General features: G+C 64.5%; 23 protein-coding genes and 1 tRNA gene. 21 read left to right on the top strand and 3 right to left on the bottom strand.

All coding sequences use genetic code 11. From position 1 onward, the window contains the following. The first annotated feature begins 52 nt into the window (after positions 1-52). From dnaJ to J7355_RS09065, 7 genes are all read left to right on the top strand, one after another. A complete protein-coding gene (gene dnaJ, locus J7355_RS09095; protein WP_209061877.1) occupies positions 53-1,183 on the top strand; it encodes a molecular chaperone DnaJ in 1,131 nt (376 codons plus the stop codon). Between the two features lie 19 nt (positions 1,184-1,202). After that, on the top strand, positions 1,203-2,012 hold the full coding sequence (gene dapB / locus J7355_RS09090) for a 4-hydroxy-tetrahydrodipicolinate reductase (RefSeq protein ID WP_209061875.1): 810 nt from the start codon (positions 1,203-1,205) through the stop codon (positions 2,010-2,012). A gap of 104 nt (positions 2,013-2,116) precedes the next feature. Then, positions 2,117-3,250 carry a glutamine-hydrolyzing carbamoyl-phosphate synthase small subunit gene (carA, locus tag J7355_RS09085; RefSeq protein ID WP_209061873.1) on the top strand — a complete coding sequence of 378 codons (1,134 nt, stop codon included), beginning with the start codon at positions 2,117-2,119 and terminating at the stop codon, positions 3,248-3,250. Between the two features lie 111 nt (positions 3,251-3,361). Next, a complete protein-coding gene (carB, locus tag J7355_RS09080; protein ID WP_209061871.1) occupies positions 3,362-6,589 on the top strand; it encodes a carbamoyl-phosphate synthase large subunit in 3,228 nt (1,075 codons plus the stop codon). A gap of 115 nt (positions 6,590-6,704) precedes the next feature. Next, a complete protein-coding gene (gene ectA, locus J7355_RS09075) occupies positions 6,705-7,244 on the top strand; it encodes a diaminobutyrate acetyltransferase (protein WP_209062074.1) in 540 nt (179 codons plus the stop codon). 66 nt (positions 7,245-7,310) lie between these two features. After that, positions 7,311-8,588: a diaminobutyrate--2-oxoglutarate transaminase gene (gene ectB, locus J7355_RS09070; RefSeq protein WP_209061869.1), complete on the top strand. Its 1,278-nt coding sequence runs from the start codon at positions 7,311-7,313 to the stop codon at positions 8,586-8,588. A 71-nt stretch (positions 8,589-8,659) separates the two neighbouring features. After that, a complete protein-coding gene (locus J7355_RS09065; RefSeq protein WP_209061867.1) occupies positions 8,660-9,049 on the top strand; it encodes an ectoine synthase in 390 nt (129 codons plus the stop codon). An 87-nt stretch (positions 9,050-9,136) separates the two neighbouring features. On the opposite strand, the gene J7355_RS09060 is transcribed toward J7355_RS09065, so the two are convergent. After that, entirely contained in the window at positions 9,137-9,448 is a 312-nt protein-coding gene (locus J7355_RS09060) for a hypothetical protein (protein WP_209061865.1), read from the bottom strand. Between the two features lie 162 nt (positions 9,449-9,610). Between J7355_RS09060 and J7355_RS09055 the strand changes: the two genes are divergently transcribed. Both J7355_RS09055 and J7355_RS09050 read left to right on the top strand, forming a co-directional pair. Continuing rightward, on the top strand, positions 9,611-10,264 hold the full coding sequence (locus J7355_RS09055; RefSeq protein WP_348523023.1) for an epoxyqueuosine reductase QueH: 654 nt from the start codon (positions 9,611-9,613) through the stop codon (positions 10,262-10,264). 145 nt (positions 10,265-10,409) lie between these two features. Further along, positions 10,410-11,618: a cation diffusion facilitator family transporter gene (locus J7355_RS09050; protein WP_209061861.1), complete on the top strand. Its 1,209-nt coding sequence runs from the start codon at positions 10,410-10,412 to the stop codon at positions 11,616-11,618. Here the strand turns inward: J7355_RS09050 and J7355_RS09045 are convergent. Beyond that, positions 11,615-12,979, bottom strand: a complete 1,365-nt coding sequence (locus J7355_RS09045; RefSeq protein ID WP_209061859.1) for a glutamate--cysteine ligase — start codon at positions 12,977-12,979, stop codon at positions 11,615-11,617. The genes J7355_RS09050 and J7355_RS09045 overlap by 4 nt on opposite strands. Before the next feature lie 201 nt (positions 12,980-13,180). On the opposite strand from J7355_RS09045, the gene ubiA reads away from it, so the two are divergent. The 4 genes from ubiA (at position 13,181) to greA (ending at position 17,166) form a co-directional block, all read left to right on the top strand. Further along, on the top strand, positions 13,181-14,056 hold the full coding sequence (gene ubiA / locus J7355_RS09040) for a 4-hydroxybenzoate octaprenyltransferase (RefSeq protein ID WP_209061858.1): 876 nt from the start codon (positions 13,181-13,183) through the stop codon (positions 14,054-14,056). 36 nt (positions 14,057-14,092) lie between these two features. Beyond that, entirely contained in the window at positions 14,093-15,133 is a 1,041-nt protein-coding gene (locus J7355_RS09035) for a hypothetical protein (RefSeq protein ID WP_209061857.1), read from the top strand. A 37-nt stretch (positions 15,134-15,170) separates the two neighbouring features. Further along, positions 15,171-16,541, top strand: coding sequence for an adenosylmethionine--8-amino-7-oxononanoate transaminase (locus J7355_RS09030; RefSeq protein WP_209061856.1), 1,371 nt, complete (start codon positions 15,171-15,173; stop codon positions 16,539-16,541). Positions 16,542-16,683: 142 nt separating this feature from the next. After that, positions 16,684-17,166, top strand: a complete 483-nt coding sequence (greA, locus tag J7355_RS09025) for a transcription elongation factor GreA (RefSeq protein ID WP_209061855.1) — start codon at positions 16,684-16,686, stop codon at positions 17,164-17,166. A 12-nt stretch (positions 17,167-17,178) separates the two neighbouring features. Here the strand turns inward: greA and J7355_RS09020 are convergent, their stop codons facing one another. Beyond that, on the bottom strand, positions 17,179-17,463 hold the full coding sequence (locus J7355_RS09020) for a YhbY family RNA-binding protein (RefSeq protein WP_209061854.1): 285 nt from the start codon (positions 17,461-17,463) through the stop codon (positions 17,179-17,181). Positions 17,464-17,511: 48 nt separating this feature from the next. Between J7355_RS09020 and J7355_RS09015 the strand changes: the two genes are divergently transcribed. From J7355_RS09015 to J7355_RS08980, 8 genes are all read left to right on the top strand, one after another. Beyond that, positions 17,512-18,129, top strand: coding sequence for an RlmE family RNA methyltransferase (locus J7355_RS09015; RefSeq protein ID WP_209061853.1), 618 nt, complete (start codon positions 17,512-17,514; stop codon positions 18,127-18,129). A gap of 106 nt (positions 18,130-18,235) precedes the next feature. Further along, positions 18,236-20,206, top strand: a complete 1,971-nt coding sequence (gene ftsH / locus J7355_RS09010; protein ID WP_209061851.1) for an ATP-dependent zinc metalloprotease FtsH — start codon at positions 18,236-18,238, stop codon at positions 20,204-20,206. Between the two features lie 84 nt (positions 20,207-20,290). Next, positions 20,291-21,175 carry a dihydropteroate synthase gene (gene folP / locus J7355_RS09005; RefSeq protein ID WP_247739882.1) on the top strand — a complete coding sequence of 295 codons (885 nt, stop codon included), beginning with the start codon at positions 20,291-20,293 and terminating at the stop codon, positions 21,173-21,175. 2 nt (positions 21,176-21,177) lie between these two features. Further along, the gene (glmM, locus tag J7355_RS09000; RefSeq protein ID WP_209061850.1) at positions 21,178-22,563 is read left to right on the top strand and encodes a phosphoglucosamine mutase; all 1,386 of its coding nucleotides are present in this window, start codon (positions 21,178-21,180) and stop codon (positions 22,561-22,563) included. A gap of 31 nt (positions 22,564-22,594) precedes the next feature. Further along, on the top strand, positions 22,595-23,350 hold the full coding sequence (tpiA, locus tag J7355_RS08995) for a triose-phosphate isomerase (RefSeq protein ID WP_209061848.1): 756 nt from the start codon (positions 22,595-22,597) through the stop codon (positions 23,348-23,350). Next, positions 23,247-23,840 carry a preprotein translocase subunit SecG gene (gene secG, locus J7355_RS18045; protein WP_348523017.1) on the top strand — a complete coding sequence of 198 codons (594 nt, stop codon included), beginning with the start codon at positions 23,247-23,249 and terminating at the stop codon, positions 23,838-23,840. Before tpiA ends, secG begins: the two co-directional genes overlap by 104 nt. Positions 23,841-23,862: 22 nt before the next feature. Continuing rightward, positions 23,863-23,947 (top strand) — tRNA-Leu (locus J7355_RS08985). A gap of 40 nt (positions 23,948-23,987) precedes the next feature. Further along, positions 23,988-25,346, top strand: a complete 1,359-nt coding sequence (locus J7355_RS08980) for a Na(+)-translocating NADH-quinone reductase subunit A (protein ID WP_209061844.1) — start codon at positions 23,988-23,990, stop codon at positions 25,344-25,346. Position 25,347 lies beyond the last annotated feature (1 nt).

The following is a 25,347-nucleotide window of genomic DNA, read 5'->3' as shown; positions in this document are numbered from 1 at the left end:
GGGGCAGCGCCAGCCGTTGTCCCGGCTTTTCTGGTTTTGAGAGTTTCGATCCATGGCGAACCGTGATTACTACGAAGTCCTCGGCGTATCGAAAGGTGCGTCGAAGGACGAGATCAAGAAAGCCTATCGCCGCCTGGCGATGAAGAATCATCCGGACCGCAATCCGGATGACGAGGCGGCCGAGGCGCGCTTCAAGGAAGCCTCCGAGGCCTACGAAGTGCTTTCGGACGATCGCAAGCGCCAGGCCTATGACCAGTTCGGCCACGCGGGGCTCGGCGGTGCCGCGGGCGGTGGTGCCGGCGCGGGCGCCGGCGGATTCGGCGACATCTTCGGCGATATCTTCTCTGACATTTTCGGCGGCGGCATGGGCGGCGGCCGTTCGCGGGCATCGCGTGGCGCGGACCTGCGCTACGACCTCGACCTGGATCTCGAGACCGCGATCGACGGCGATACCGTCGAAATCCGGATCCCGACGCTCGAGGAATGCGGCAGCTGTGATGGCAGCGGCGCCGAGGCCGACTCGCCGGTCGATACCTGTGGCACTTGCCAGGGTGTCGGTCAGGTCCGTATCCAGCAGGGGTTCCTGTCGATCCAGCAGACCTGTCCGGATTGCCACGGTTCCGGCAAGAAGGTCCGTAACCCCTGCAAGAAATGCGGTGGCGAAGGCCGCGTTCAGTCGTCCAAGACCCTGTCGGTTAAAGTGCCGCCGGGCGTCGACAACGGCGATCGCATTCGTCTCGGCGGTGAAGGCGAGGCCGGCGAGATGGGCGGCCCCGCGGGCGACCTCTACGTACAGATCAACGTGCGTCCGCACGAGTTCTTTGTGCGCGACGGCAACAACCTGCGGGCCAATGTGCCGGTGGACATGATCACGGCCGCACTCGGCGGCGAGATCGACGTGCCCACGCTCAAGGGCAAGGTCAGCCTGCGCATCCCGCCCGAGACCCAGTCCGGCAAGACGTTCCGCCTGCGCGGCAAGGGCGTGCAGTCGGTGCGTACGTCCTCGCCGGGTGATCTGCTTTGCAAGGTGTCGGTGGAAACGCCGGTCAATCTCAACGCCAAGCAGAAGAGCCTGCTCGAGGAGCTGCGCGAAAGCCTCGACAGCAGCGGCCGCAGCCACAGCCCGGCGACAACGTCCTGGCTGGACAAGGCCAAACGGTTCTTCAACGAGCATCTGGGTTAAGACTGAAAGCGAGTACGCCATGACACGAGTCGCGATCAACGGCGCTGCCGGGCGCATGGGCCGGGAACTGGTTATCGCATGCCAGCGCAGCGAAGCGCTTACGCTGGCCGCGGCCTTCGAAGCGCCCGGCAGCGAAGCGATCGGCCAGGACGCCGGGCGTCTGGCCACCGGCGAAGATGCAAACGTGGCGATTGCGTCGGCCGAGGATCGTGACGCGTCGCAGTTCGACGTGCTGATCGACTTCACCCGGCCCGAGCCCTGTTTGGCCGCGCTCGACGATTGCGTTGCCAGCGGCGCGGCCATGGTGATCGGTACCACCGGTTTCGATGCGGACCAGCTGGCGCGTATCGAAGACGCGGCGACAACGATTGCCGTGGTCATGGCGCCAAACTTCAGCGCCGGCGTTAACTTGACGCTAAAACTTCTTGAAACCGCGGCAAAAGCGCTGGGCGACAGCGTAGATATCGAAGTCGTCGAAGCGCATCATCGCCACAAGGTCGACGCGCCGTCGGGCACCGCCCTGCGAATCGGCGAGGTGCTGGCCGACGCCACCGGCCGCAATCTCGACGACTGCGCGGTCTATGCACGCCAGGGCCACACCGGCGAGCGTGCGCGCGAGACGATCGGCTTTCAGACCATTCGTGGCGGCGACATCGTCGGCGAACACACCGTGCTCTTCGCGGGTGACGGTGAGCGTCTCGAGATTTCGCACAAGGCGTCATCGCGCCAGACCTTCGCGGGCGGCGCCATGCGCGCGGCCGGCTGGGCCGCCGAAAAGGCGCCGGGGCGTTACGACATGAACGACGTTCTCGGGCTTCAGGACGACTGAAGCTGGCCGCGGCCGATCGAAGCGGCTATAATCCGGCGCCGCCTGCGGCCGAATTCGCTCATCGGATGACGGCCCGCCCCGACCAACGTATTCCGGAGTCATTGTTGCGCCCGAAAGCCCTGCTCGCGCTCGAAGACGGTAGCCTGTTTCAAGGTCGTGCGATCGGTGCCGTCGGCACGACGGTGGGAGAGGTCGTTTTCAATACGGCCATGACCGGTTATCAGGAAATCCTGACCGATCCCTCGTATCGCCAGCAGATGGTCACGCTGACCTATCCGCATATCGGCAATACCGGCGCCAATCCCGAGGATATCGAGTCCGATCGCGTTCAGGCCGCCGGTCTGATCATCCGCGAGATTCCGCGCGCCCAGAGCAACTGGCGCGCCAGCGGCGGCCTGATCGAGTATCTCGAAGACAACGGCATCGTCGGTATCGGCGATATCGACACCCGGCGGCTCACGCGACTGCTGCGTGAAAAGGGCGCCCAGAACGGCTGTATTGTTGCCGGCGACGATATCGACGCCGACGCCGCGATCGAACAGGCGCGCGCCTTTCCCGGCCTCAAGGGCGCCGATCTCGCCGCCGACGCCGGCACCACCGAAATCTATACCTGGGACGAGCCCAGCTGGGTTGGCCCGAACGACAGCCATGCGCCGGCGCCCGCGCAGTATCACGTTGCGGTCTACGATTACGGGGTGAAGTACAACATCCTGCGGCGTCTGGTGGACTGCGGCGCCAAGGTCACGGTAGTGCCGCCGCGCACGCCGCTCGACGAGGTGCTCGCGCTGGGTGTGGACGGCGTTCTGCTGGCTAACGGGCCCGGCGATCCCGAGCCCTGCGACTACGCGATCGCGACCTGTCGTGAACTCATCGACCGCGCCTTCCCGACGCTCGGTATCTGCCTCGGCCACCAGATCCTCGGGCTCGCGGCCGGCGGCAAGAGCCTGAAGATGAAGTTCGGCCACCACGGCGCGAACCACCCCGTGCAGGACGTGGACAGCGGCGAAGTGCAGATCACCAGCCAGAACCACGGTTTCGCGATCGACGAGGCGAGCCTGCCGGAAACCGCGCGGGTTACGCATCGTTCGCTGTTTGACGGCTCGCTGCAGGGTATCGAGATCGTCGGCAAGCCGGTGTTCTCGTTCCAGGGGCATCCGGAAGCCAGCCCCGGCCCGCACGACGTCGCACCGCTGTTCGACCGTTTCGTACGCGCCATGGCGTCCCGCCGCGCCGGATAGATAACGCGCGGCTGCTGTGATGCAGCCGTCGAATGTGACTTAAGACGATGCGCTGCCGGCGTTGAAGCAAGGTGCCGGCACGAGCGCGCCAGATAACCGAGCACGCACGCTATGCCCAAACGCCAAGACCTTCAGTCCATCCTCGTCATCGGCGCCGGCCCGATCGTGATCGGTCAGGCCTGCGAGTTCGACTACTCGGGCATGCAGGCCTGCAAGGCCCTCAAGGACGAGGGTTTCCGGGTGATCCTGGTCAATTCGAATCCGGCCACGATCATGACCGATCCGGAGACGGCGGACGCGGTCTATATCGAGCCGATCACCTGGCAGACGGTCGAGCGCATCATCGAGGCCGAAAAGCCGGACGCGCTGCTGCCCACCATGGGCGGTCAGACCGCGCTCAACTGCGCGCTCGATCTCTACAACAAGGGCGTGCTGGAAAAGCACGGCATCGAGATGATCGGCGCGACGCAGGAGGCCATCGACATGGCCGAGGATCGCAGCGCCTTCCGCGTGGCGATGACCGAAATCGGCCTGGCCACGCCGGAGTCCGCGGTCGTGCATTCGATGGACGAGGGCATCGAAGTGCAGGCGCGTATCGGGTTCCCGATCATCATGCGTCCGTCGTTCACGCTCGGCGGCACGGGCGGTGGCATCGCCTACAACCGCGAAGAATTCGAGGACCTGCTTTCGCGTGGTCTCGAGCTTTCGCCGACCAACGAGGTGCTGATCGAGCAGAGCGTGCTCGGCTGGAAGGAATACGAGATGGAGGTCGTGCGTGACCACGCCGACAACTGCATCATCATCTGCGCGATCGAGAACGTCGACGCGATGGGCGTACATACCGGCGATTCGATCACCGTGGCGCCGGCACAGACGCTGACCGACCGCGAGTATCAGGTCATGCGCGACGCCTCGCTGGCCTGCCTGCGCAAGATCGGCGTGGACACCGGCGGCTCGAACGTGCAGTTCGCCATCAACCCCGCCGACGGCAAGATGATCATCATCGAGATGAATCCGCGCGTGTCGCGCTCCTCGGCGCTGGCATCGAAAGCGACCGGCTTTCCCATCGCCAAGGTCGCGGCCAAGCTGGCGGTCGGTTACACGCTCGACGAACTCAACAACGAGATCACCGGCGGCGCGACGCCGGCGTCGTTCGAGCCGTCGATCGACTATGTCGTCACCAAGATGCCGCGCTTCACCTTCGAGAAGTTCCCGACCGCGGACAATCGCCTGACCACGCAGATGAAATCGGTCGGCGAGGCGATGGCGATCGGGCGCAGCTTCCAGGAGTCACTGCAGAAGGCGATGCGCAGTCTCGAGATCGGCTCCGACGGCTTCGAGCCCAAGCTGACGGACCTGACCAGCGACGCGGCGAAAGACACGCTGCGCAGCGAACTTTCGACCCCGCGCGCCGAGCGGCTGTGGTATGTCGCCGATGCCTTCCGTGCCGGCTTCACGCTCCAGGAAGTGCACCAGCTCTGTCATATCGATCCGTGGTTCCTCGACCAGATCGAGGAACTTATCGCCATGGAGGCCGCGCTCACGCAGTCGACCCTCGGCGATATCGATGCCGACACCCTGCGTGCCTACAAGCGCAAGGGTTTTTCCGATCTGCGCCTGGCCGATCTGCTGGGCTGCGACGAATTCGCCGTGCGCCGTGCGCGTCTGAAGCACGACATCGTGCCGGTCTACAAGCGCGTGGACTCCTGCGCGGCCGAATTTCCGACCGCCACGGCCTATCAGTATTCGTCCTACGACGAGGAATGCGAGGCCGCGCCGAGCGACCGCGACAAGATCATGGTGCTCGGCGGTGGGCCGAACCGGATCGGGCAGGGCATCGAGTTCGACTATTGCTGTGTGCACGCGGCGCTCGCCATGCGCGAAGACGGCTACGAGACCATCATGGTCAACTGCAACCCGGAAACGGTGTCGACCGACTACGACACCTCGGACCGGTTGTACTTCGAGCCGCTGACGTTCGAAGACGTGATGTCGATCATCGATGTCGAAAAGCCCAAGGGCGTGATCGTGCAGTACGGCGGCCAGACCCCGCTCAAGCTGGCGCGGCGCCTGGAGGCCGCCGGCGCGCCGATCATCGGCACCGCGCCGGATTCGATCGATCTGGCCGAAGACCGCGACCGGTTCCTCAATCTGGTCAACAAGCTGGGCCTCAAACAGCCGGCCAACCGCAGCGCGCGCTCCGAAGCCGAGGCCATGCGCCTGGCCGAGGAGGTCGGCTTTCCGATGGTCGTGCGTCCGTCCTACGTGCTGGGCGGTCGCGCCATGGAAATTGTCTACGAGCCGGAGGATCTGCAGCAGTACATGGCCGCGGCCGTGAAGGTCTCCGAAGATTCGCCGGTGCTGCTGGATCGCTTCCTCGAAGACGCGATCGAACTGGATGTGGACGCGGTCTGCGACGGCAGCGAAGTGTTCATCGGCGGCATCATGGAGCATATCGAGCAGGCCGGTGTGCACTCGGGTGATTCGGCCTGCTCGCTGCCCCCCTACAGTCTGGGCAACGAGGTGCTGGACGAGGTACGCCGCCAGACCGCCGCACTCGCGCGCGGGTTGTCCGTGGTGGGGCTGATGAACGTGCAGTTCGCGATCCGCGGTAGCGACGTCTATCTGCTCGAGGTCAATCCGCGGGCCTCGCGCACCGTGCCGTTCGTATCCAAGGCCACCGGCGTGCCGCTGGCAAAGATCGCGGCGCGTTGCATGGTGGGCCAGCCGCTGGCCGGCCAGAACGTGGGTGCCGAGCGGCGCATCGATCATTTCGCGGTCAAGGAAGCGGTGTTTCCGTTCAGCAAGTTCCCGACCGTCGACCCGCTGCTCGGCCCGGAAATGAAATCCACCGGTGAAGTCATGGGCGTGGGCCGTACTTTCGGCGAGGCGTTCGCCAAGTCGCAGCTGGCCAGCGGCGTCGGGCTGCCGGAAGGCGGCACGGCCCTGATCACCGTTCGCGACGCCGACAAGCCGCACGCCGTGAAGCTCGCCGGCGAACTCGTCAACGCCGGTTTCCGAATCGTGGCGACGCACGGGACCGCGGCGGCGATCGCCGACGCCGGTATCGACTGTGCGGTGGTCAACAAGGTCAAGGAAGGCCGCCCGCATATCGTCGACATGATCAAGAACGGCGAGATCCAGCTGGTGGTCAACACCACCGAAGGGAAGCGGGCGATCGAGGAATCGCGTTCGATCCGTATCACCGCGCTGCGCTACAAGGTGGCGTATTTCACGACCATCGCCGGCGGTCAGGCCAGCTGCACGGCGCTGACCGACGATCGCGCGTCGCAGGTGTACTCGCTGCAGGCGCTGCAGGCGGATATCGCCGCGGCCTGAGGCGGAAAAAGGCGTGGCGCGGGTGTCGAACCCGCCACGCCGTGGCAGGCTCGCGATAAGAAAAAGTTCTCGCGAGCCGTTATAATGCCGTCAAACCAAAACCGACGTTAATGCTATTCCCGAAATAGATAGGGCCTCGCAAGAGGTCAAATTCCGCTCGCCCCTGAAGGAAGATGGGGCCGACATCGTTCGCCTGGTACGCGATACCGGCGTGCTCGATGTCAACTCCGTTTATGCCTATCTGCTGGTTGGCGAACACTATTCGCAGACCAGCGTGATCGCCGAAGTCGGCGACCAGCTGGCCGGTTTCATATCGGCCTACTGCCCGCCCGAAAAGCCGGACACGGTATTCGTCTGGCAGGTCGGCGTCGCCGAGGCCGGCCGCGGCAAGGGTCTGGCCACGCGCATGCTCTACGAGATCCTGCGTCGCCCGGCCTGCAGCCATGTGCGCTATCTCGATACCACCGTAGGCCCCAGCAACGACGCCTCCATGGCGCTGTTTCGCGGCCTCGCCAAGAAACTCGGCACGCAGTGCGAGGAAGACGAACTGTTTGGCAGCGAACTCTTCGGCGACGATGACGGTGAACCCCACGAGCCGGAGATCCTGTTTCGTATCGGGCCGATCGATCCGGCAGCCGTGCCGTCCCGGGACTGATTCGCGCGCCCGACACCCTATTCATTACGCGTTATAAACACCCGAGCAACGAGCTCAGGAGAAGTTATGGAAACCATCAATCGTCTTGAATCCGAAGTGCGCGGTTATGTGCGCGGTTTTCCCACGGTCTTCACGACCGCCAAGGGCAACCGCATGACCGACGACAAAGGCGACGTCTATCTCGATTTCTTCGGCGGCGCCGGCGCACTCAACTACGGTCATAACGACGAGGTGATGAAGGCCGCGCTGCTGGACTATATCCAGGGCGACAACATCTGCCATGGCCTCGATATGGCGACCGCGGAGAAGGTCAAATTCCTCGAAACCTTCGAGGAAGTGATCATGAAACCGCGCGGCATGGACTACAAGATCCAATTCCCCGGACCGACCGGCACCAACGCCGTGGAAGCCGCGCTCAAGATCGCGCGCAAGGTCAAGGGCCGCAGCGGTGTGCTGTGCTTCACCGACGGCTACCACGGCATGACGCTGGGTGCGCTCGCCGTGACCGGTAACTCCTCCAAGCGTGGTGGCGCCGGGGTCAACCTGCAGGACACCCGCTCGCTGCCGTTCTGCGATTACTTCCGCGACGGGCGCGATACCGCGGCCGATCTCGAGTACATGCTCAAGGATGGCTCCAGCGGGCTTGAAAAGCCGGCTGCGGTGATCCTGGAAACGGTGCAGGGCGAGGGTGGCATCAATGTCGCCAGCGACGAGTGGCTGCGCGAGATCGAGCGCATCTGTCGCGAGAACGACATGCTGCTCATCGTCGACGACATTCAGGCGGGTGTCGGCCGTACCGGCCCGTTCTTCTCGTTTGAGCCGTCGGGCATCAAGCCGGACATCATCACCGTGTCGAAGTCGCTGTCGGGCTTCGGTCTGCCGCTGGCGATCACCATGATCCGCCCGGATCTCGATATCTGGGAGCCGGGCGAGCACAACGGCACGTTCCGCGGCAACAACCACGCCTTCGTGACGGCCGTGGCGGCGATCAATCACTACTGGCGCGACGACGCCTTCGAGAAGGAAATCCTTCGCAAGGGCGAGCACATGCGCAAGCGCCTGAACGAGATCGTCGACAGCCACCCCGGCTTCAACGCCGAAGTGCGCGGCCGCGGCATGTTCATCGGCGTGGACTGCGAAATTGCCGAGATCGCCGATGAAGTGGCGGCCGAGTGCTTCAAGCACAAACTGCTGCTGGAAACCGCCGGTCCCCGTGACAGCGTGATCAAGTTCATGCAGGCCGTGAACACCGCCGACGCGGATATCGACGAAGGTCTGGATATCGTTGCGACGGCGCTGCAGGCGGTGCTCGAGAAGCACGGGCTGACCCAGGGCGCGGCGTAATCGACCGCAAGCCGTTGTCATATGCATGGCAACGGCGTACAACTCGTCCGACTAACCATTAAGGAGATTGCATGAAAATCGTCCGCACCGAAGACCTGCGTGGTACCGATCGCGAAGTCATCAGCAAGGATGGCTGGACCAGTGTTCGCTGGTTGCTCAAGAGCGACAACATGGGCTTTTCGTTCCACGAGACGACCTTCCCGCCGGGGCTCGAGTTCGACATGTGGTACAAGCACCACCTCGAAGCCGTGTTCTGCTACAAGGGTGAAGGCACGCTCGTGAACCGGGACACCGGCGAAGAGCACAAGATCGAGCCGGGCACCGTGTACGCGCTCGACAACCACGACAAGCACACGCTCAAGGCCAAGACCGAGCTCAAGCTGGTCTGTGCTTTCAACCCGCCGGTCACGGGTCGCGAGACCCACGACGCGGACGGCGCCTATGTGCCGCCGGAAGACTGATCACGCGGCGTGATTCAGCATCGAAAGCCCCGGTCGATGACCGGGGCTTTTTTTTGTGAGGTCTCCGGCGAGGAGAACGCGCGGCGTCTAGACGCTCAGACCGCCGAGCAGGGCGCCGACGAGCAGCGGCAGGCTCTGTACCACGATCAGCAGAAACAGGCTCGCGCTCGCGATGATGCCGATCAGCGGTAGACCGGCGAGCGCGGTGCCGGCGCCGATCAGCACGAAGCACAGCACGGCGGCCGGCAACACGGCAGCCAGCAGGCCGCGCGACGCACTGCCGGCGGTACGTCCGCCGACGAAGCCCGCAATCAGCGGGCCGAACAGCGGCAGCCAGAACAGCAGCAGCGAAAGCACCGCCATCCAGATCATTGCCATCACCAGGCTGCCTTGTCGCATACGTTGCATCCTCGAAAGCGCCCCGCGTGGACGAGGCGGGGTCAAAACCGGACAATACGCGCCATTATCGCATCGCAGTACCGCACGGCCATGAACCGCTACAGTCTCGATCAGTACGAACGCCCGGAGCTCGAACCACCCGATTCCGACGCGAAGCTGCTCATGCATTCCTGCTGCGCGCCCTGCGCCGGCGAAGTGCTGGCGGCGGTCAAGGCGTCCGGCATCGACGTGACGGTGTATTTCTACAATCCGAACATCCACCCGGTGCAGGAATACGAGATGCGCAAGGCGGAGGACATCCGCTACTGCGAGCAGCTCGGCATTCCGCATATCGACGGCGACTACGACACCGACAACTGGTTCGACCGTATTCGCGGGCTTGAGAACGAGCCCGAGCGCGGGCGCCGCTGCACCGTATGTTTCGACATGCGCTTCGAGCGGACCGCGCTGTATGCAGCCGAGCACGGCTATGGGCTGGTATCGAGCACGCTCGGCATCTCGCGCTGGAAGAACATGGCCCAGATCAACGAGGCCGGCGTGCGCGCAGCCAACCGCTATGACGATGTCACCTACTGGACCTTGAACTGGCGCAAGCAGGGCGGCGCGGCCCGCATGATCGAGATCGCCAAACGCGAGGCCTTCTACCAGCAGGAATACTGCGGCTGCGTCTACAGCCTACGCGACACCAATCGTCATCGCACGGCGTCGGGCCGCCCGCGCATCCAGAAGGGCATCAAGTTCTATGGTCGCGAGGCGCTCAAGAGCAATATCCCCGGTCGCGGCGAATACCCCGCGCTCAACGACAGCGAGCGCTAGGCTGACACGCCGGCTCGCCGGGTAGCAGGCCCTTGCCGCTGCGCGGCGCGGTCGAAACGCCCGAGCCGCGCCTGGCGCAGGGCATGCTCGTGTACAACGCCAACGCGCGCGGGCGCCGCCGGCGCGCGCCACTTATAATTGCTTCATGACCCAACCGCATGTTCATTCCGCCGCGGCCCATCGCCAGAGCAAGGCCGATTTTCGCGCCAAGCAGCGGGCGACCCTGGTCGGGGCGTTCGTCAATCTGCCGTTGGCGCTGGTCAAGATCGTGGTGGGGTTTCTCGGCCATTCGCAGTCGCTGATCGCCGATGGCGTGCATTCCGCGGCCGACCTGCTGAGCGACGCCATCGTGCTCGGCGCGGTGCGCGTGAGCATGCAGAAGGCGGACCGCGAGCATCCCTACGGCCACGCGCGCATGGAGACAGCGGCGACGACCCTGGTATCGCTGTTCCTGTTGCTGACTGCGGCGGCGCTGGCGTACGACGGGGTGAGCCATCTGGCCGGCGCTGGCGCGATCATGCCGCCGACACGCTGGGCGCTGGCGGTCGCGGTGCTGTCGCTGGTGATCAAGGAAGCACTGTTCTGGTACACGCTGCGCGTCGCGCGTAAATCGAAGTCGAAACTGATCGAAGCCAACGCCTGGCACCATCGCAGCGATGCGTTGTCGTCGGTCGCGGCGCTGGTCGCGATCGGCGGCGCGATGGCGGGCTATCCCGCGCTCGACGCGCTGGGCGCGATTCTCATCGCACTTATGCTCGCCTTCATCGGCGCCCGTTATGGCTGGCAGAGCTTTCGCGAGCTGGTCGATACCGGACTGAAGGCCGACCGTATCCAGGTCGTGCGCGACCAGATCTCGACCGTGCCGGGTGTACGGCACATGCGGCGCCTGCGTACGCGCACCATGGGCGGCCACGATGCCTTCGCCGATGTGGGGGTGTTCGTGGACCCGTATGTCAGCCTGACCGAAGCGCATCGGATCAGCGAGGCGATCACCGCCCGGCTGGTCCGCCACGTCGACGAGATCGCGGATATCTGCGTGCATATCGAACCCGACGGCCACGCGGATTCGGATGCCGCCCACGCCTTGCCGCTGCGCGAGCAGGTCCTGCCCGAACTCGAGCAGGCATGGGCGCATCTGCCGGCTGCCTCCGATATTCAGCGGGTGACGCTGCACTATGTCGACGACGTGATTGAAGTCGAGATTCACCTGCCGCTGGCACGCGTGGATCGTCACGCACAGGAGCAGGCGGCGTTCACGCGCGTGGCGCGCGATATCGATGCGGTGGCCTGCATTCGCCTGCTCTACGGCGCGAGGCGCGACACGCGTCGCGCCCCGGACGCGGATGCCCGCTAGTAGGCGAACTCGCTGAAGACCGGGTCGACGGAGCCGCCCCACGGTCCGTGATAGCGTTCGAGCAGGTGCTCGGCCGGGGTGATGCCGGTTTCGGCGATCTCGGTGAGCTGATCCAGGAACATGCGCTCGTCGCGATCCTGCGAATCCAGGCGCGCGCGCCGTTCGAGCCCACCGCGTGCGATGCGCACCACCTCGCGGGCGATGTCCTGCAGGGTGCCGCCGCGAAACGGCGTGGCCAGGCCGTGCACCGGCGCTTCAAGACGCAGCGCGTTGCGCTCTACGGCGGTGAAATCGCGACACAATTGCCAGGCCTGGTCCAGCGCTTCGCTGTCGTAGCACAGCCCGGCCCACAGTGCGGGCAGGGCACAAAGCCGCCGCCACGGTCCACCGTCGGCGCCGCGCATCTCCATGAAACGCTTGAGGCGGACCTCCGGGAACAGCGTGGTGAGATGGTCGTCCCAGTCCGAGAGCGTGGGCAACTCGCCCGGGCGCGCCGGCAGCTTGCCGGCCAGGAAATCGCGAAACGACTGGCCCGAGGCGTCGATGTACTGGCCGTCGCGATAGACGAAGTACATCGGTACATCCAGCGCGTACTCGATATAACGCTCGAAGCCCATGCCGTCGTCGAAAACCCAGTCCAGCATGCCGCTGCGGTCCGGGTCGGTATCGGTCCAGATCTGGCTGCGGTAACTGACGAAGCCGTTCGGCTTGCCTTCGGTGAACGGCGAGTTCGCGAACAACGCGGTGGCGACCGGCTGCAGGGCGAGACCGACACGGAATTTCTTCACCATGTCGGCTTCGGAACCGTAGTCGATGTTCACCTGTACGGTCGAGGTACGCAGCATCATGTCGAGGCCGAGATTGCCGACTTTCGGCATGTAGGCCTTCATGATGTCGTAGCGCGGTTTGGGCATCCACGGCGATTCGTCGCGACGCCATTTCGGCTGGAAGCCCAGCCCGATCAGGCCTACGTCCATCTCGGCCGCCACTTCCTTAACCTGCTTGAGATGCACGTGGATCTCGTCGCAGGTTTCGTGGATGGTTTCCAGCGGGGCGCCGGCGAGTTCCAGTTGGCCGCCCGGTTCGAGCGTGATGTGGCAGCGCCCGAGTTCCAGGGCCACGACCTTGCCGCTCTCCATCATCGGCTGCCAGCCAAAGCGCGTGAGCTTGTCGAGAAAGGCCTGGATGCCGCGCTCGCCTTCATAGGGCAGCGGCCGCAGCGTGTCGTGCTCGAACACGAATTTTTCGTGTTCGGTGCCCAGGCGCCAGCGACTCGGCGGCTTGCAGGCGTTTTCGAAGTACTCGATGAGCTGACGACGATCCGTGATCGTCGCGCCGCCGGATTGCGAGGGCGCGGACATGGACTCTCCAATCACCGATGAACCGGCCGGCGGGCCAGGCCCGGTTCATGCTGCAGTCTGAATTTGGCGCATGGTAACGTTAAAACGTGTGTTTCGGGGTAGCTGGTCAATGCAATCAACGGCTCGGAGTCCGTCAGCGCCGCATTCGCGCGCTCGCCACGGCCCGATACCCGCGACCCAGCGCCATATAGAGGTTTCGCGATGAACGCCACGACGCTGTCGCCGCAGCGCTTCGATGCCCTGCTTCGGCTGACCCGGCTGAACAAGCCGATCGGCATCTTTCTGGTCGTCTGGCCGATGCTCTGGGCGCTATGGCTTGCGGCCGGTGGTTTGCCGGACCCGTGGGTGCTGTGTGCCTTCGTGCTCGGTGCGGTGTTGATGCGCTCGGCCGGCTGTGTGATCAACGATTTCGCCGATCGCAAGATCGACGGCCATGTCAAGCGCACCAAGGCGCGGCCTCTAGCGACCGGGGAAGTCAGCCCGCGCGAGGCGCTCGTCCTGTTCGCGGTGCTTTGCCTGATGGCCTTCGGGCTGGTGCTCACGCTCAACGCGCTGACGATCGCCATGGCGTTCGTCGGCGCGGGCCTGGCCGTGCTCTATCCGTTTACCAAGCGGGTGACCCATTGGCCTCAGATGTTTCTCGGTGCCGCGTTTGGCTGGGCGGTACCGATGGCCTTTGCCGCGCAGGCGGGCGGGGTGCCGGCAGGGGGCTGGACACTGTTCGTCGCGACGCTCATCTGGGCGCTGGTCTACGACACCTTCTACGCCATGGTCGACCGCGACGACGATCTCAAGATCGGGGTGAAATCGACCGCGATTCTCTGGGGGCGCCACGACCGTGCCGTGATTGGCCTGTGCCAGTGCCTGTTCTTCGCATTGCTGGTGGTCGTGGGGCTGCAGTTCGGTCTCGGCGTGTTCTATTACCTCGGACTGGCCGGTGGCGTGGTGATGGCGCTCTACCATCAATGGCTGGCGCGTGATCGCGATCGCGACGCCTGCTTTCGCGTGTTCATGCAGCACAACATCCTTGGCGGGGTCATTTTCGCCGGCATTGTGGCGGACCTGGCGATTCGCTAGCCTGCGCCGTCGCACTCCAACCGCGGGATCCGTTGCATGCCCCGTATTCGCATCCTCGAAAAAGGCGTGTTCGATTGTTTCGAGTCCGGCCTGACCGACGCGTCCGGTGAGCCGGTCAATGCAGAGGTATCGGCGGTCGTCTGGGATGGTCGCCGCCTGGTGATGGCCAGCGACAAGAGCGTGCCCGGCGAAGCGCGTTCGCCGGTCTTCGCCATGGACTGCATCGACGGCCGACCACAGCACGACACCATTGCTTATTACACCGCGGACCTGATTCGCAACGCCGAGAAGTACGAGGACTTCGCGCTCACCGCAAACGGCACGCACGTGATCGCGACCACCGGGTTCGACCGGGTCGATAGCCAGTCCGCTGGCCTACATCACTACAACCGCCTACTGGTCTGGCCCGTGGATCGGCCCGATCTGCCGCGGCTGGCGGGCGAAAGCGTGGATAACGGCGTGCGCAGCTCGGTCGATCTGCGGCGCGATCTGGGAACCGCGCTCGGCGCGCCGTACTACAAGATCGAAGGCCTGGCCGCGATTCCCGGGCGCGAGGGCGGTGACGACCGCCTGCTGTTCGGCGTGCGAGAAGTGGGCGTGGACCACGAGAATTTCGATTATGTATGCCGTGTCGTGGCCGTGCCGTATCGCGTGGATGACGACGAACTCGTGTTTACCGGCGAGTTCGAGGTTGTCTACGACTTCGACCCGTCACAGTGGGCCGGCATCCGGTTCGATGTCGGTCTGTCGAGTCTGGAATACGACCCGGAAAACCGGGGCCTGTATCTACTCACCAGCTTCGAAGTCGAGGACGATGATGGCGCCGAGTGCGTGGGTGCCTATCTATGGTGGATAGCGCTCGACGACTTCGCGGCGCGGCGCGACCCGGCACCGGTGCAGGCACAAGCCGGGCACGTGTTCGAGTTCGCCAACAAGGCCGAGGGGGTTGCGGTTCTGGGTGGCGGGCGCTTGCTCGTCGTGTACGATCCGGACCGCGACATGACGCTCGAGGCCGAACATCCGCGCGATTCGCGCGCGCCGCACGAGGCACCCTATACGTTGCTGGCGGTCGCCTGATCGACCGTCACGAACCCGGCTCCAAAAGCGAGGACACATGAGTAACGCCGATATGGTCGCGCGCGACCTCCAGGTCGTCTGGCACCCCTGCACCCAGATGAAGGACACCGAGCGCATGCCGCCGATCCCGATCAAGCGCGGCGAGGGCGTCTGGCTCGAGGATTTCGAGGGCAATCGTTATATCGATGCGGTGAGTTCCTGGTGGGTGAATATCTTCGGCCACGCCAATCCGGCCATCAACGACCGGATCAAGACCCAGCTCGACACGCTGGAACACGTGATGCTGGCCGGCTTCTCGCATGAGCCGGCCGTGGAGTTGGCCGAGCGTCTCGTCAAGGCGACGCCGGCCGGGCTTACGCGCGCGTTCTATGCCGACAACGGTTCGGCCGCGGTGGAAGTCGCGCTCAAGATGAGCTTTCATTACTGGCGCAATACTGGCCACGGCGAGAAGACGCGTTTCATCAACCTGTCGAACAGCTACCACGGTGAAACCCTCGGCGCGCTGGCGGTCGGCGACGTCGATCTCTACAAGAAAACCTACGAGCCGCTGCTGCTCAAGCCGCTGACTGCACGCTCGCCGGACTGCTACGAGCGCGAACCCGGCGTGAGCTGGGAGGAACACAGCCGCGCCGTGTTCGCCGACATGGAGGCGCTGCTTGCCGAATACGCGCACGAAACCTGCGCGGTGATCGTCGAGCCGTTGTTGCAGTGCGCGGGCCACATGCGCATGTATCACCCGGTGTATCTGGAATTGCTGCGCGAGGCCTGTACCCGCCACGGGGTTCATCTCATCGCCGACGAGATCGCGGTCGGCTTCGGGCGCACCGGCACGCTGTTCGCGTGCGAACAGGCCGGCCCGGAAGGCCAGCCCAACGGCATCAGCCCCGATTTCATGTGTCTGTCCAAGGGCTTGACCGCTGGCTATCTGCCGCTGTCGGTGACCATGACCACGGAGGACATCTATCAGGCGTTCTACGACGACTACGCCAACCTGAGCGCGTTCCTGCACTCGCATTCCTATACCGGCAACCCGCTGGCCTGTGCGGCGGCACTGGCGACGCTCGACGAGTTCGAGCGTCTCGACCAGGTCAACGTCAACCGGCGCCTGGCCCAGCACATGGCCGATGCGGTCGCGCCGCTCAAGGATCATCCCAACGTCGGGGAGGTGCGCCAGACCGGCATGGTGCTGGCTATCGAGATGGTTCGGGACAAGGCCACGAAAACGCCGTTCGACTGGCGCGAGCGCCGCGGTATCGAGGTCTATCGCCATGCGCTCACACAGGGGGCACTGCTGCGCCCGCTCGGCGACGTGATCTACTTCATGCCGCCCTACGTGATCACGCCGGAACAGATCGCGCATCTCGGCCAGGTGGCCGCCGAGGGCATCGAGCGCGCCGTCTCGACTTGAATCGCGCGCACTGCTAGCCTGAAACCACCCGGGCCAACGTGGCCCCGAGACTTACCGATTCTTGCCCGCCAGCAATCGAGAAACGGTCGCCCGACACGGCGGCCGTTTTGTTTTAGGGCAGCATATTTCGAGGTAGATCGAGATGGACAAGACTCCGCTGACGCAGAACGGTGCGGATGCCCTGCGTGACGAGCTCAAGCGCCTGAAGAAGACCGAGCGTCCGCGCATCGTCGCGGCGATCGAGGAAGCACGCGCGCACGGCGATCTCAAGGAGAACGCGGAATACCACGCGGCGAAGGAGGAGCAGGGCTTCAACGAAGGCCGCATCAACGAGATCGAGAGCAAGCTCGCCACCGCGCAGATCATCGATGTGGCCCGTGCCGGCGCACAGGCCAATGGCCGCGTCATTTTCGGCGCGACCCTCGAACTGGCCGACGAGGACACCGGCGAGGAGCTGACCTATCAGATCGTTGGCGAGGACGAGGCCGACATCAAGAACGGTCTGCTGTCTTTCGCCTCGCCCATCGCGCGGGCGCTCATCGGCAAGACCGAGGGCGATGTCGTCGACGTCGACGTGCCCGGCGGTCGGCGCACGCTCGAGATCGTGACGGTGCGTTACGTCTGATCCCGACGCGCCCTAGTGCTTGTCGGGATTCGGGCGATAAAGGGTCGCGGTCTTGCCGATCTGCTGCACGCAAGCCGCGTCGAGACGGGCGCAGGCGGCGTCCACTTCGGCACGCCGCTCGCTTTTCTCGTCGCTGGCGAGCTTGATCTTGACCAGTTCGTGGTCGAGCAGGGCGCGGTCGAGCTCGGCGAGTACCGGTTCGCTCAGCCCGGCCGCGCCTGTCTGCACGACAGGCTTGAGATGATGGGCCTGCTTCTTGAGCGCGCGGCGCGCCGCGGCATCGAGGGTTAGAGACATGGCTGTTTGCCGGGAACGGGTAGAAAACAGCCCAACAGTATACGACTCATGAGCAAGCGCAGCGACACGAAGCGTTGGCTGAACAAGCATCGCAACGATCCCTATGTGCGCGCCGCGCAGCAGGACAACTATCGCTCCCGCGCGGTCTATAAGCTCGCCGAGGTCGACGAGCGCGACCGCCTGCTCAAGGGCAAGCGCTGCGTGGTGGATCTCGGCGCGGCGCCGGGCGGCTGGAGCCAGTATTGCCGGCGCCAGCGTCCCGAGGCCCGTGTCGTAGCCCTCGACCGCCTGGACATGAAGCCGATCGAGGGTGTCGAGTTCCTGAACGTGGATTTCGATCAGCAGGCCGGCGTGGATGCGCTGCTCGCCACGCTCGGTAGCGATCGCGTCGATCTTGTACTTTCCGACATGGCCCCCAACTTGACAGGGATCATGGTCGCCGATCAGGCCGGGGTCATGCAGCTGGCCGAGCTTGCGCTGGATCTGTGTAACGAGGTGCTCGATTCCAACGGCGATCTGCTGATAAAGGTCTTTCAGGGCGAAGGTTTCGACGAGATGCTGGTGGACATGCGCCAGCGTTTCCGGCGCGTGGCCGTGCGCAAGCCCAAGGCCTCGCGCGATGCCAGCCGCGAGATGTATCTGCTCGGCCAGGGTTGGCGTACATGAGTCGGAAAGAATTCAACGGCCGGGCAGGCCGATTGTTTATACTGTCCTGCAAAGACGCAACGACGATATTCACACGACCGCAACCTAGCGGTCGAGGATGTAGATCTTGAACGAACTAGCTAAGAATCTGCTGCTGTGGGTCGTGATCGCGCTCGTGTTGATGAGCGTGTTCTCGAGCTTCGCGCCGTCCACCTCGAATGCGAACGAAGTGCCTTATTCGCAGTTCCTGACGCAGGTCGAGGGCGGCAGCGTCGCGCAGGTCAACATCGAGGATCGGCGGATTCGCGGACAGCTCAAGTCTGGCCAGAACTTCACCACGTTCAGCCCGGAATCCGACAACAAGGCGATGATCGGCACGTTGATGGACAACGACGTGGAGATCACGGGCGAGCCGCCGGATCAGGGGTCGTTCCTCAAGCAGATCCTGATCTCCTGGTTCCCGTTCCTGCTGCTGATCGGCGTCTGGATCTACTTCATGCGCCAGATGCAGGGCGGTGGTGGCGGCCGCGGCGCGATGTCTTTCGGCAAGTCGAAGGCGCGCATGATGCAGGCCGATCAGGTCAAGATCACCTTCGCCGACGTGGCCGGCGTCGAGGAAGCCAAGGGCGAAGTCCAGGAGCTGGTCGAGTTCCTGTCCGAGCCGGGCAAGTTCCAGCGCGTCGGCGGCAAGATTCCGCGCGGCGTGCTCATGGTCGGCTCGCCGGGTACCGGCAAGACCCTGCTCGCCAAGGCGATCGCGGGCGAGGCCGGTGTGCCGTTCTTCTCGATCTCCGGCTCGGACTTCGTGGAGATGTTCGTGGGCGTCGGCGCATCGCGCGTGCGTGACATGTTCGAGCAGGCCAAGAAGCAGTCACCCTGCATTATCTTCATCGACGAGATCGACGCGGTCGGCCGCCAGCGTGGCGCCGGCCTCGGCGGCGGTCATGACGAGCGTGAGCAGACCCTCAACCAGTTGCTGGTCGAGATGGACGGCTTCGAGGGCAGCGAAGGCGTGATCGTCATCGCCGCGACCAACCGTCCCGACGTGCTGGATCCGGCGTTGCTGCGCCCGGGCCGTTTCGACCGCCAGGTGGTCGTGCCGTTGCCGGACGTGCGTGGTCGCGAGCAGATCCTGAAAGTGCACATGAAGAACGTGCCGGTGCATGACAACGTGAAGCCGTCGGTCATTGCACGCGGCTGCCCGGGCTTTTCCGGCGCGGATCTCGCCAATCTGGTGAACGAGGCGGCTCTGTTCGCGGCACGGGCGAACAAGAAGCTCGTGGTCCAGGAAGACTTCGAGCGTGCCAAGGACAAGATCATGATGGGCGCCGAGCGCAAGTCCATGGTCATGACCGAGGACGAAAAGCGTCTCACCGCCTATCACGAGGCGGGCCACGCCATCATCGGCCTGTCGGTGCCCAAGCACGACCCGGTGCACAAGGTGACCATTGTGCCGCGTGGCCGCGCGCTGGGTGTCACCATGTTCCTGCCGGAGGAGGATCGCTACAGCCATTCCAAGCAGAGCCTGATCAGCAAGATCTGCACGCTTTACGGTGGGCGTCTGGCCGAAGAGATCATCTTCGGCAAGGAAGCGGTGACTACCGGCGCGTCGAACGATATCGAGCGCGTGACTGAGATCGCGCGCAACATGGTCACCAAATGGGGGCTGTCGGATCGACTTGGCCCGATTGCCTACGATACCGAAGACAGCCAGCCGTTCCTCGGGGCTTCGACAACGCAGTCGAGCGGTATCTCGGACGAGACCGCGCACGCCATCGACAAGGAAGTGCGCTCGATCATCGACGGCTGCTACGAGCGGGCGAAACAGATTCTCGAAGACAACATGGACAAGCTGCATCTGATGTCGGATGCGCTCATGAAGTACGAGACCATCGACCGCAAGCAGATCGACGAGATCATGCAGGGCCACGAGCCCGGTCCCCCCGAGAGCTGGGACGACGATTCCGACACGCCGAGTTCGGGCGGTGGCAACGCTCCGGCGACCGGCGCCGGCACGTCGGATAGCGCGCAAGGCGGCGACGACAGTGGCGACAAGGACAAGGGCGTGCCCAGCCCGGCCCATCACCGCCAGGTCTGAGCCTTCGATAGTGAAAGGCCGTCAGAGTTTCTCTGGCGGCTTTTTTTATTTGAAATCAAAACGGTCGTTTCCATACCTCGAGCTATGTCTGAGATAGCGAAAACGCCGCCGCGCTTCATTGCCAGCGCCCGGGCCCGCCTCGATCTGCGGGAGCCGGCGGTGATGGGGATTCTCAACGTCACGCCGGACTCCTTTTCCGATGGCGGGCGCTTTGTAGAAACCGAGCGCGCCGTGACCCATGCGCTGGACATGGTCGCGCAGGGCGCGCGCATCATCGATGTCGGGGGTGAGTCGACGCGTCCCGGCGCCACGCCGGTCGATGCAGACGAGGAACTCGCTCGCGTATTGCCCGTAATCGAGGCGCTACGCGCGCGCAGCGATGTGTTCATCTCCATCGACACGGTCAAGCCGCAGGTCATGCAGGCGGCCTGCGCCGCAGGCGCGGACCTGATCAACGACGTCATGGCGCTGCGTGCGCCCGGCGCGGTGGAGGCCGCCGCGCGCACTGGCGCGGCCGTGTGTCTCATGCACATGCAGGGCGAGCCGCGCACCATGCAGCAGGCGCCGGCGTACGACGACGTCGTGACCGACGTGCGCGCCTTTCTGGATGCGCGTGTGGCCGCCTGTCGAGCGGCCGGCGTGCCCGACGAACGGCTATGCATCGACCCCGGGTTCGGTTTCGGCAAGACGCTCACGCACAATCTCACGCTGATGCGCGCGCTCGACGTGTTCACGAGTGGCCCATTGCCGGTGCTTGTGGGTGTCTCGCGCAAGTCGATGTTCAAGCAGCTGTTCGACGCTGACGATATGCCATCGCGAATCAACGGCAGTCTCGCCGCGGCGTTCTGGGCGGCACAGCACGGCGCGGGTATCATCCGCACCCACGATGTGCGCGAGACGACGCAGGTGCTTACGCTGGCGCGCGCACTGGCCGATAACCAGGCGATGGCTTCATCAGGCAAAGGGTAGACGTGGCACAGCGATACTTCGGAACGGACGGTATTCGAGGCGAGGTCGGCGAATCGCCGATGACGCCGGATTTTTCGCTCAAGCTCGGTTGGGCGGCCGGCCGCGTGCTGATTCGACGTCTGGGCGAGCACGGGGTCCCGGAAAGCCCGGGCGAGCGTGCCCAGGTTCTGATCGGTAAGGACACGCGCCTGTCCGGCTACATGTTCGAATCCGCGCTGGAGGCGGGTTTCGCGGCGGCAGGCGTGGATGTGCTGCTGGTCGGGCCGTTGCCGACCCCCGCGATTGCCTATCTCGCGCGCACCTTTCGGGCGGCGGCGGGCGTGGTGATCAGTGCGTCGCACAACCCCTACGCCGATAACGGCGTGAAATTCTTCTCGCACTTCGGTCAGAAGCTGGCGGACGAAGTCGAGCGGGAGATCGAGGCCGCGATCGACGAGCCGCTGACCTGCGTGGCGTCGGACAAGCTCGGCCGCGCGCGGCGCGTCGAAAGTGCCCCCGGCCGGTATATCGAATTCTGCAAATCCACCGCACGCTTTGAGAACGGCGGGCTGTCGGGCCTGAAAGTCGTGATCGACTGCGCGAACGGCGCGACCTACCACGTCGCGCCCGACGTGTTTCGGGAGCTTGGCGCGCAGGTGGAGGTCATCGGCGACAAGCCGGACGGGCTCAATATCAACCGCGATTGCGGCTCGACCCATCCCAAAGGCCTGTCCGAAGCCGTGCGTCAAGCCGGTGCGGATGTCGGCATCGCGCTCGATGGCGACGGTGATCGCTGCATCATGGTCGACCACGAAGGCAACATCGTTGACGGCGACCAGCTGCTCTACGTGATCGCGGATGCGCGCCGGCGTGCCGGTGAGCTGCAGGGGCCGGTGGTCGGCACGCTCATGAGCAACCTCGGTCTGGCGCTCGCGCTCAAGCGTGATGGCGTGGCCTTCGAACGCGCCCAGGTGGGCGATCGGCATGTGTTCGAGCGTCTGCGCGCGCTCGGGGCGAATATTGGCGGCGAATCCTCGGGCCATATTCTCTGCCTGGATCGCGCCACCACCGGCGACGGCATCGTGTCCGCACTCCAGGTGCTCGCGGCGATGGTCGCCGCCGGCGAGAGCCTTCAAACGCTCGTCCAGCCGGTCGACAAATGTCCGCAGACGCTCGTCAATGTGCGCGTGACGCGTGGCAGCGCCGGCACTCTGATGGACGACGAGCGTGTCACCAGCGCCGTACGCGAAGTCGAGAGCTCGCTTGGTGAGGAAGGTCGCGTATTATTGCGGCCCTCCGGTACCGAGCCGCTGTTGCGCGTGATGGTGGAAGGCATGGATGCGGTGGCAGTCGAGGACTGCGCGAACCGCCTTGCCGACACCGTGCGCGACGCTGCCGGCGCGGCGTGATTTGGACAATTTGTAGAGCAAGGGGCAGACGATGAGCCGACGCATGCTGATCGCAGGCAACTGGAAAATGAATGGCGACGCCGCGCAGGTCGATGCATTCGCGCGTGATGTGACCCAGGGCAGCGATAGTCTGTCGGCGGATCTGCTCGTGTGCGTGCCGTTCGTGTATATCGAGCGCATGAAGCAGGGGCTGGCGGGTAGCCGGGTCGCACTCGGCGCGCAGAATCTGGCGGCCGAAGTGGACGCCGGTGCATTCACCGGCGAGGTGAACGGTGCAATGCTCGCCGACACCGGCTGCAGCCATGTCATCGTCGGTCATTCCGAGCGCCGCGCAATTTACGGCGAGACCGATGCGGTGGTCGCGGCCAAGGCCGACGCCTGTGTGGCGGCGAACCTCAAGCCCATCGTATGCGTCGGTGAAACGCTGGAACAGCGCGAGGCCGACGAAACCGAGGCGGTGCTGGGTGCGCAGATCGCGGCGCTATTCGAACAGTGCGACGCGGCCACGCTCGCGCAGGTCACGATCGCCTATGAGCCGATCTGGGCGATCGGTACCGGCCGGTCGGCCACGCCGGAGCAGGCTCAGGGCGTTCACGCATTCCTGCGCGGACAAATCGCCGACAGGGATGCTACACTGGCGCAATCGGTTCAGCTGCTTTACGGCGGCAGCGTAAAGCCGGACAATGCCGCGGCACTTTTCGCCGGGGCGGACGTCGACGGCGCGCTGGTTGGCGGCGCTTCGCTCAAGGCCGATTCATTCTTGGACATCGCGCACGCGGCCGGTTAGGCTCGCGGCGTTCACAGGCTCTGGCATGGTTTATACAATACTGGTCATCGTCCAGGTCGTTGTTGCATTGGCTCTCGTAGGGCTTATCCTTGTGCAGCACGGCAAGGGCGCAGACGCAGGCGCCGCTTTCGGTAGCGGCGCATCGGGCACGGTTTTCGGGGCCAAGGGCTCCGCTAATTTCATGACCCGCGCAACCGCGGCGCTTGCCACGGTATTCTTTGCTATCAGCCTGACGCTGGCGTATCTGATCAATGGCGCAAGCACGCCCACGGGCAGTGTGACCGATCAGGTCCAGCAGCAGGCCCCCGGCTCGTCGTTGTTGTCCGACGGCAACAATAACGGGGTGGCCGGTGATGAAGCCGTGACCGGCGACAGCGGTCAGGCCCGGAGTCAGGATGCAGCGCCCGAGCAGTCGGGGGCGCAACAGTCAGAAGGCAGCGCCGGCGATAACGCCGACGAGGCCGATACCAGCGCGCAAGTGCCCGAATAGGCGGGCGCTGGTCCACGATCATGCCGACGTGGTGGAATTGGTAGACACGCTGTCTTGAGGGGGCAGTAGCGAGAGCTGTGCCGGTTCGAGTCCGGCCGTCGGCACCAAACAATTTGTCAGCGACGTGAGAGGCACGCCAGCGGCGACATGCGAGTCACGATCAAGAAAGGTCTGGATCTGCCTATAGATGGTGGGCCCAGGCAGGTTATTCATGATGCGCCGCCCGTCGGCCGTGTCGCGGTTATCGGTATCGATCACCACGGCATGAAGCCGACCATGCGGGTCGCCGAAGGCGATCACGTCAAGCTGGGTCAGCCTCTCTTTGAAGACAAGAAGACGCCCGGCGTGCTCTACACGGCGCCGGGTGCAGGCGAAGTCGTCGCCATCAACCGCGGTGCCAAGCGGGTGCTTCAGTCAGTCGTCATAAGGCTCAAGCCCGAGCCCGGCGAAGACGACGAAATAACCTTCGATAGCCATGCGCCTGAAAAGCTAGGCGATCTCGATCCCGCCAAGGTCGAGTCGACGCTGGTCGGATCCGGGCTGTGGACGGCGCTGCGTACCCGGCCGTTCAGCAAAGTGCCGGCGCCCGGCACCCGTCCGCGTTCCATATTCGTGACGGCGATGGACAGCAATCCGCTTGCCGCCGATCCTGCCGTGGTCATCAACGCGCGTCGTTCGGATTTCGTGAACGGGTTGCGCGTGCTCGGGCATTTGACGGCGGGATCGGTCTACGTCTGCAAGGCGCCCGGGGCGGATGTGCCCCAGCCCGGTGGCGGTCGTTTCGTCACCGCGGAGTTCGAAGGCAAGCACCCGGCGGGCCTTGTGGGTACCCACGTGCATTTCCTGGAGCCGGTCAGTTCGGCGGATCGCGTCTGGCATCTGGGCTATCAGGACGTCATGGCGATCGGCGCATTGTTCACCACTGGCCGAATCAACGTGGAGCGTGTCGTAGCGCTTTGTGGTCCGGCTGCGTCGAATCCACGGCTCGTGCGCACGCGTATGGGTGCGAGTACCGACGAACTGCTGGATAACGAGGTGACGGGCGACGCGGTGCGGGCCATTTCCGGCTCGGTGCTGTCCGGGCGGCGGGCTTCGGAGTGGGGTTCCTATCTGAGCCGCTACGACACGCAGCTGACGCTGTTGCCGGAGAGTCGAGAGCGGCCGTTCATGGGCTGGCTGATGCCGGGTCGTGACCGGTTCTCGAAGATCAACGTGTTTCTATCGAGTCTGCTCAAGCCGTCTAACTACAAGTTCAACACCTCGCAGAATGGCAGCGCGCGCGCGATGGTGCCGATCGGCAATTACGAGGAAGTAATGCCGCTCGATATCCTGCCCACGCAGCTGCTGCGTGCGTTGCTGGTCCGCGATACGGATAGTGCCCAGGCGCTGGGCGCAGTGGAACTCGACGAAGAGGATGTCGCGCTGCTGTCGTTCGTCGACGTCGCAAAATACGACTTCGGCCCGCATTTGCGCGCGAACCTCGAAATCATCGAACGCGAGGGCTGAC

Origin of the sequence: Endozoicomonas sp. G2_2 (assembly GCF_017744135.1) — a bacterium.
Lineage (GTDB): Bacteria > Pseudomonadota > Gammaproteobacteria > Nevskiales > Salinisphaeraceae > Salinisphaera.
This window is presented reverse-complemented; position numbering and strand designations above follow the sequence as displayed.

Bases quoted from the DNA above. Each gene is read 5' to 3' on its own strand.
- dnaJ (WP_209061877.1), top strand. From the start codon at position 53: ATGGCGAACCGTGATTACTACGAAGTCCTCGGCGTATCGAAAGGTGCG.
- dapB (WP_209061875.1), top strand. From the start codon at position 1,203: ATGACACGAGTCGCGATCAACGGCGCTGCCGGGCGCATGGGCCGGGAA.
- carB (WP_209061871.1), top strand. From the start codon at position 3,362: ATGCCCAAACGCCAAGACCTTCAGTCCATCCTCGTCATCGGCGCCGGC.
- ectB (WP_209061869.1), top strand. From the start codon at position 7,311: ATGGAAACCATCAATCGTCTTGAATCCGAAGTGCGCGGTTATGTGCGC.
- J7355_RS09065 (WP_209061867.1), top strand. From the start codon at position 8,660: ATGAAAATCGTCCGCACCGAAGACCTGCGTGGTACCGATCGCGAAGTC.
- J7355_RS09060 (WP_209061865.1), bottom strand. From the start codon at position 9,448: ATGCGACAAGGCAGCCTGGTGATGGCAATGATCTGGATGGCGGTGCTT.
- J7355_RS09055 (WP_348523023.1), top strand. From the start codon at position 9,611: ATGCATTCCTGCTGCGCGCCCTGCGCCGGCGAAGTGCTGGCGGCGGTC.
- J7355_RS09050 (WP_209061861.1), top strand. From the start codon at position 10,410: ATGACCCAACCGCATGTTCATTCCGCCGCGGCCCATCGCCAGAGCAAG.
- J7355_RS09045 (WP_209061859.1), bottom strand. From the start codon at position 12,979: ATGTCCGCGCCCTCGCAATCCGGCGGCGCGACGATCACGGATCGTCGT.
- ubiA (WP_209061858.1), top strand. From the start codon at position 13,181: ATGAACGCCACGACGCTGTCGCCGCAGCGCTTCGATGCCCTGCTTCGG.
- J7355_RS09035 (WP_209061857.1), top strand. From the start codon at position 14,093: ATGCCCCGTATTCGCATCCTCGAAAAAGGCGTGTTCGATTGTTTCGAG.
- J7355_RS09030 (WP_209061856.1), top strand. From the start codon at position 15,171: ATGAGTAACGCCGATATGGTCGCGCGCGACCTCCAGGTCGTCTGGCAC.
- greA (WP_209061855.1), top strand. From the start codon at position 16,684: ATGGACAAGACTCCGCTGACGCAGAACGGTGCGGATGCCCTGCGTGAC.
- J7355_RS09020 (WP_209061854.1), bottom strand. From the start codon at position 17,463: ATGTCTCTAACCCTCGATGCCGCGGCGCGCCGCGCGCTCAAGAAGCAG.
- J7355_RS09015 (WP_209061853.1), top strand. From the start codon at position 17,512: ATGAGCAAGCGCAGCGACACGAAGCGTTGGCTGAACAAGCATCGCAAC.
- folP (WP_247739882.1), top strand. From the start codon at position 20,291: ATGTCTGAGATAGCGAAAACGCCGCCGCGCTTCATTGCCAGCGCCCGG.
- tpiA (WP_209061848.1), top strand. From the start codon at position 22,595: ATGAGCCGACGCATGCTGATCGCAGGCAACTGGAAAATGAATGGCGAC.
- secG (WP_348523017.1), top strand. From the start codon at position 23,247: ATGCCGCGGCACTTTTCGCCGGGGCGGACGTCGACGGCGCGCTGGTTG.
- J7355_RS08980 (WP_209061844.1), top strand. From the start codon at position 23,988: ATGCGAGTCACGATCAAGAAAGGTCTGGATCTGCCTATAGATGGTGGG.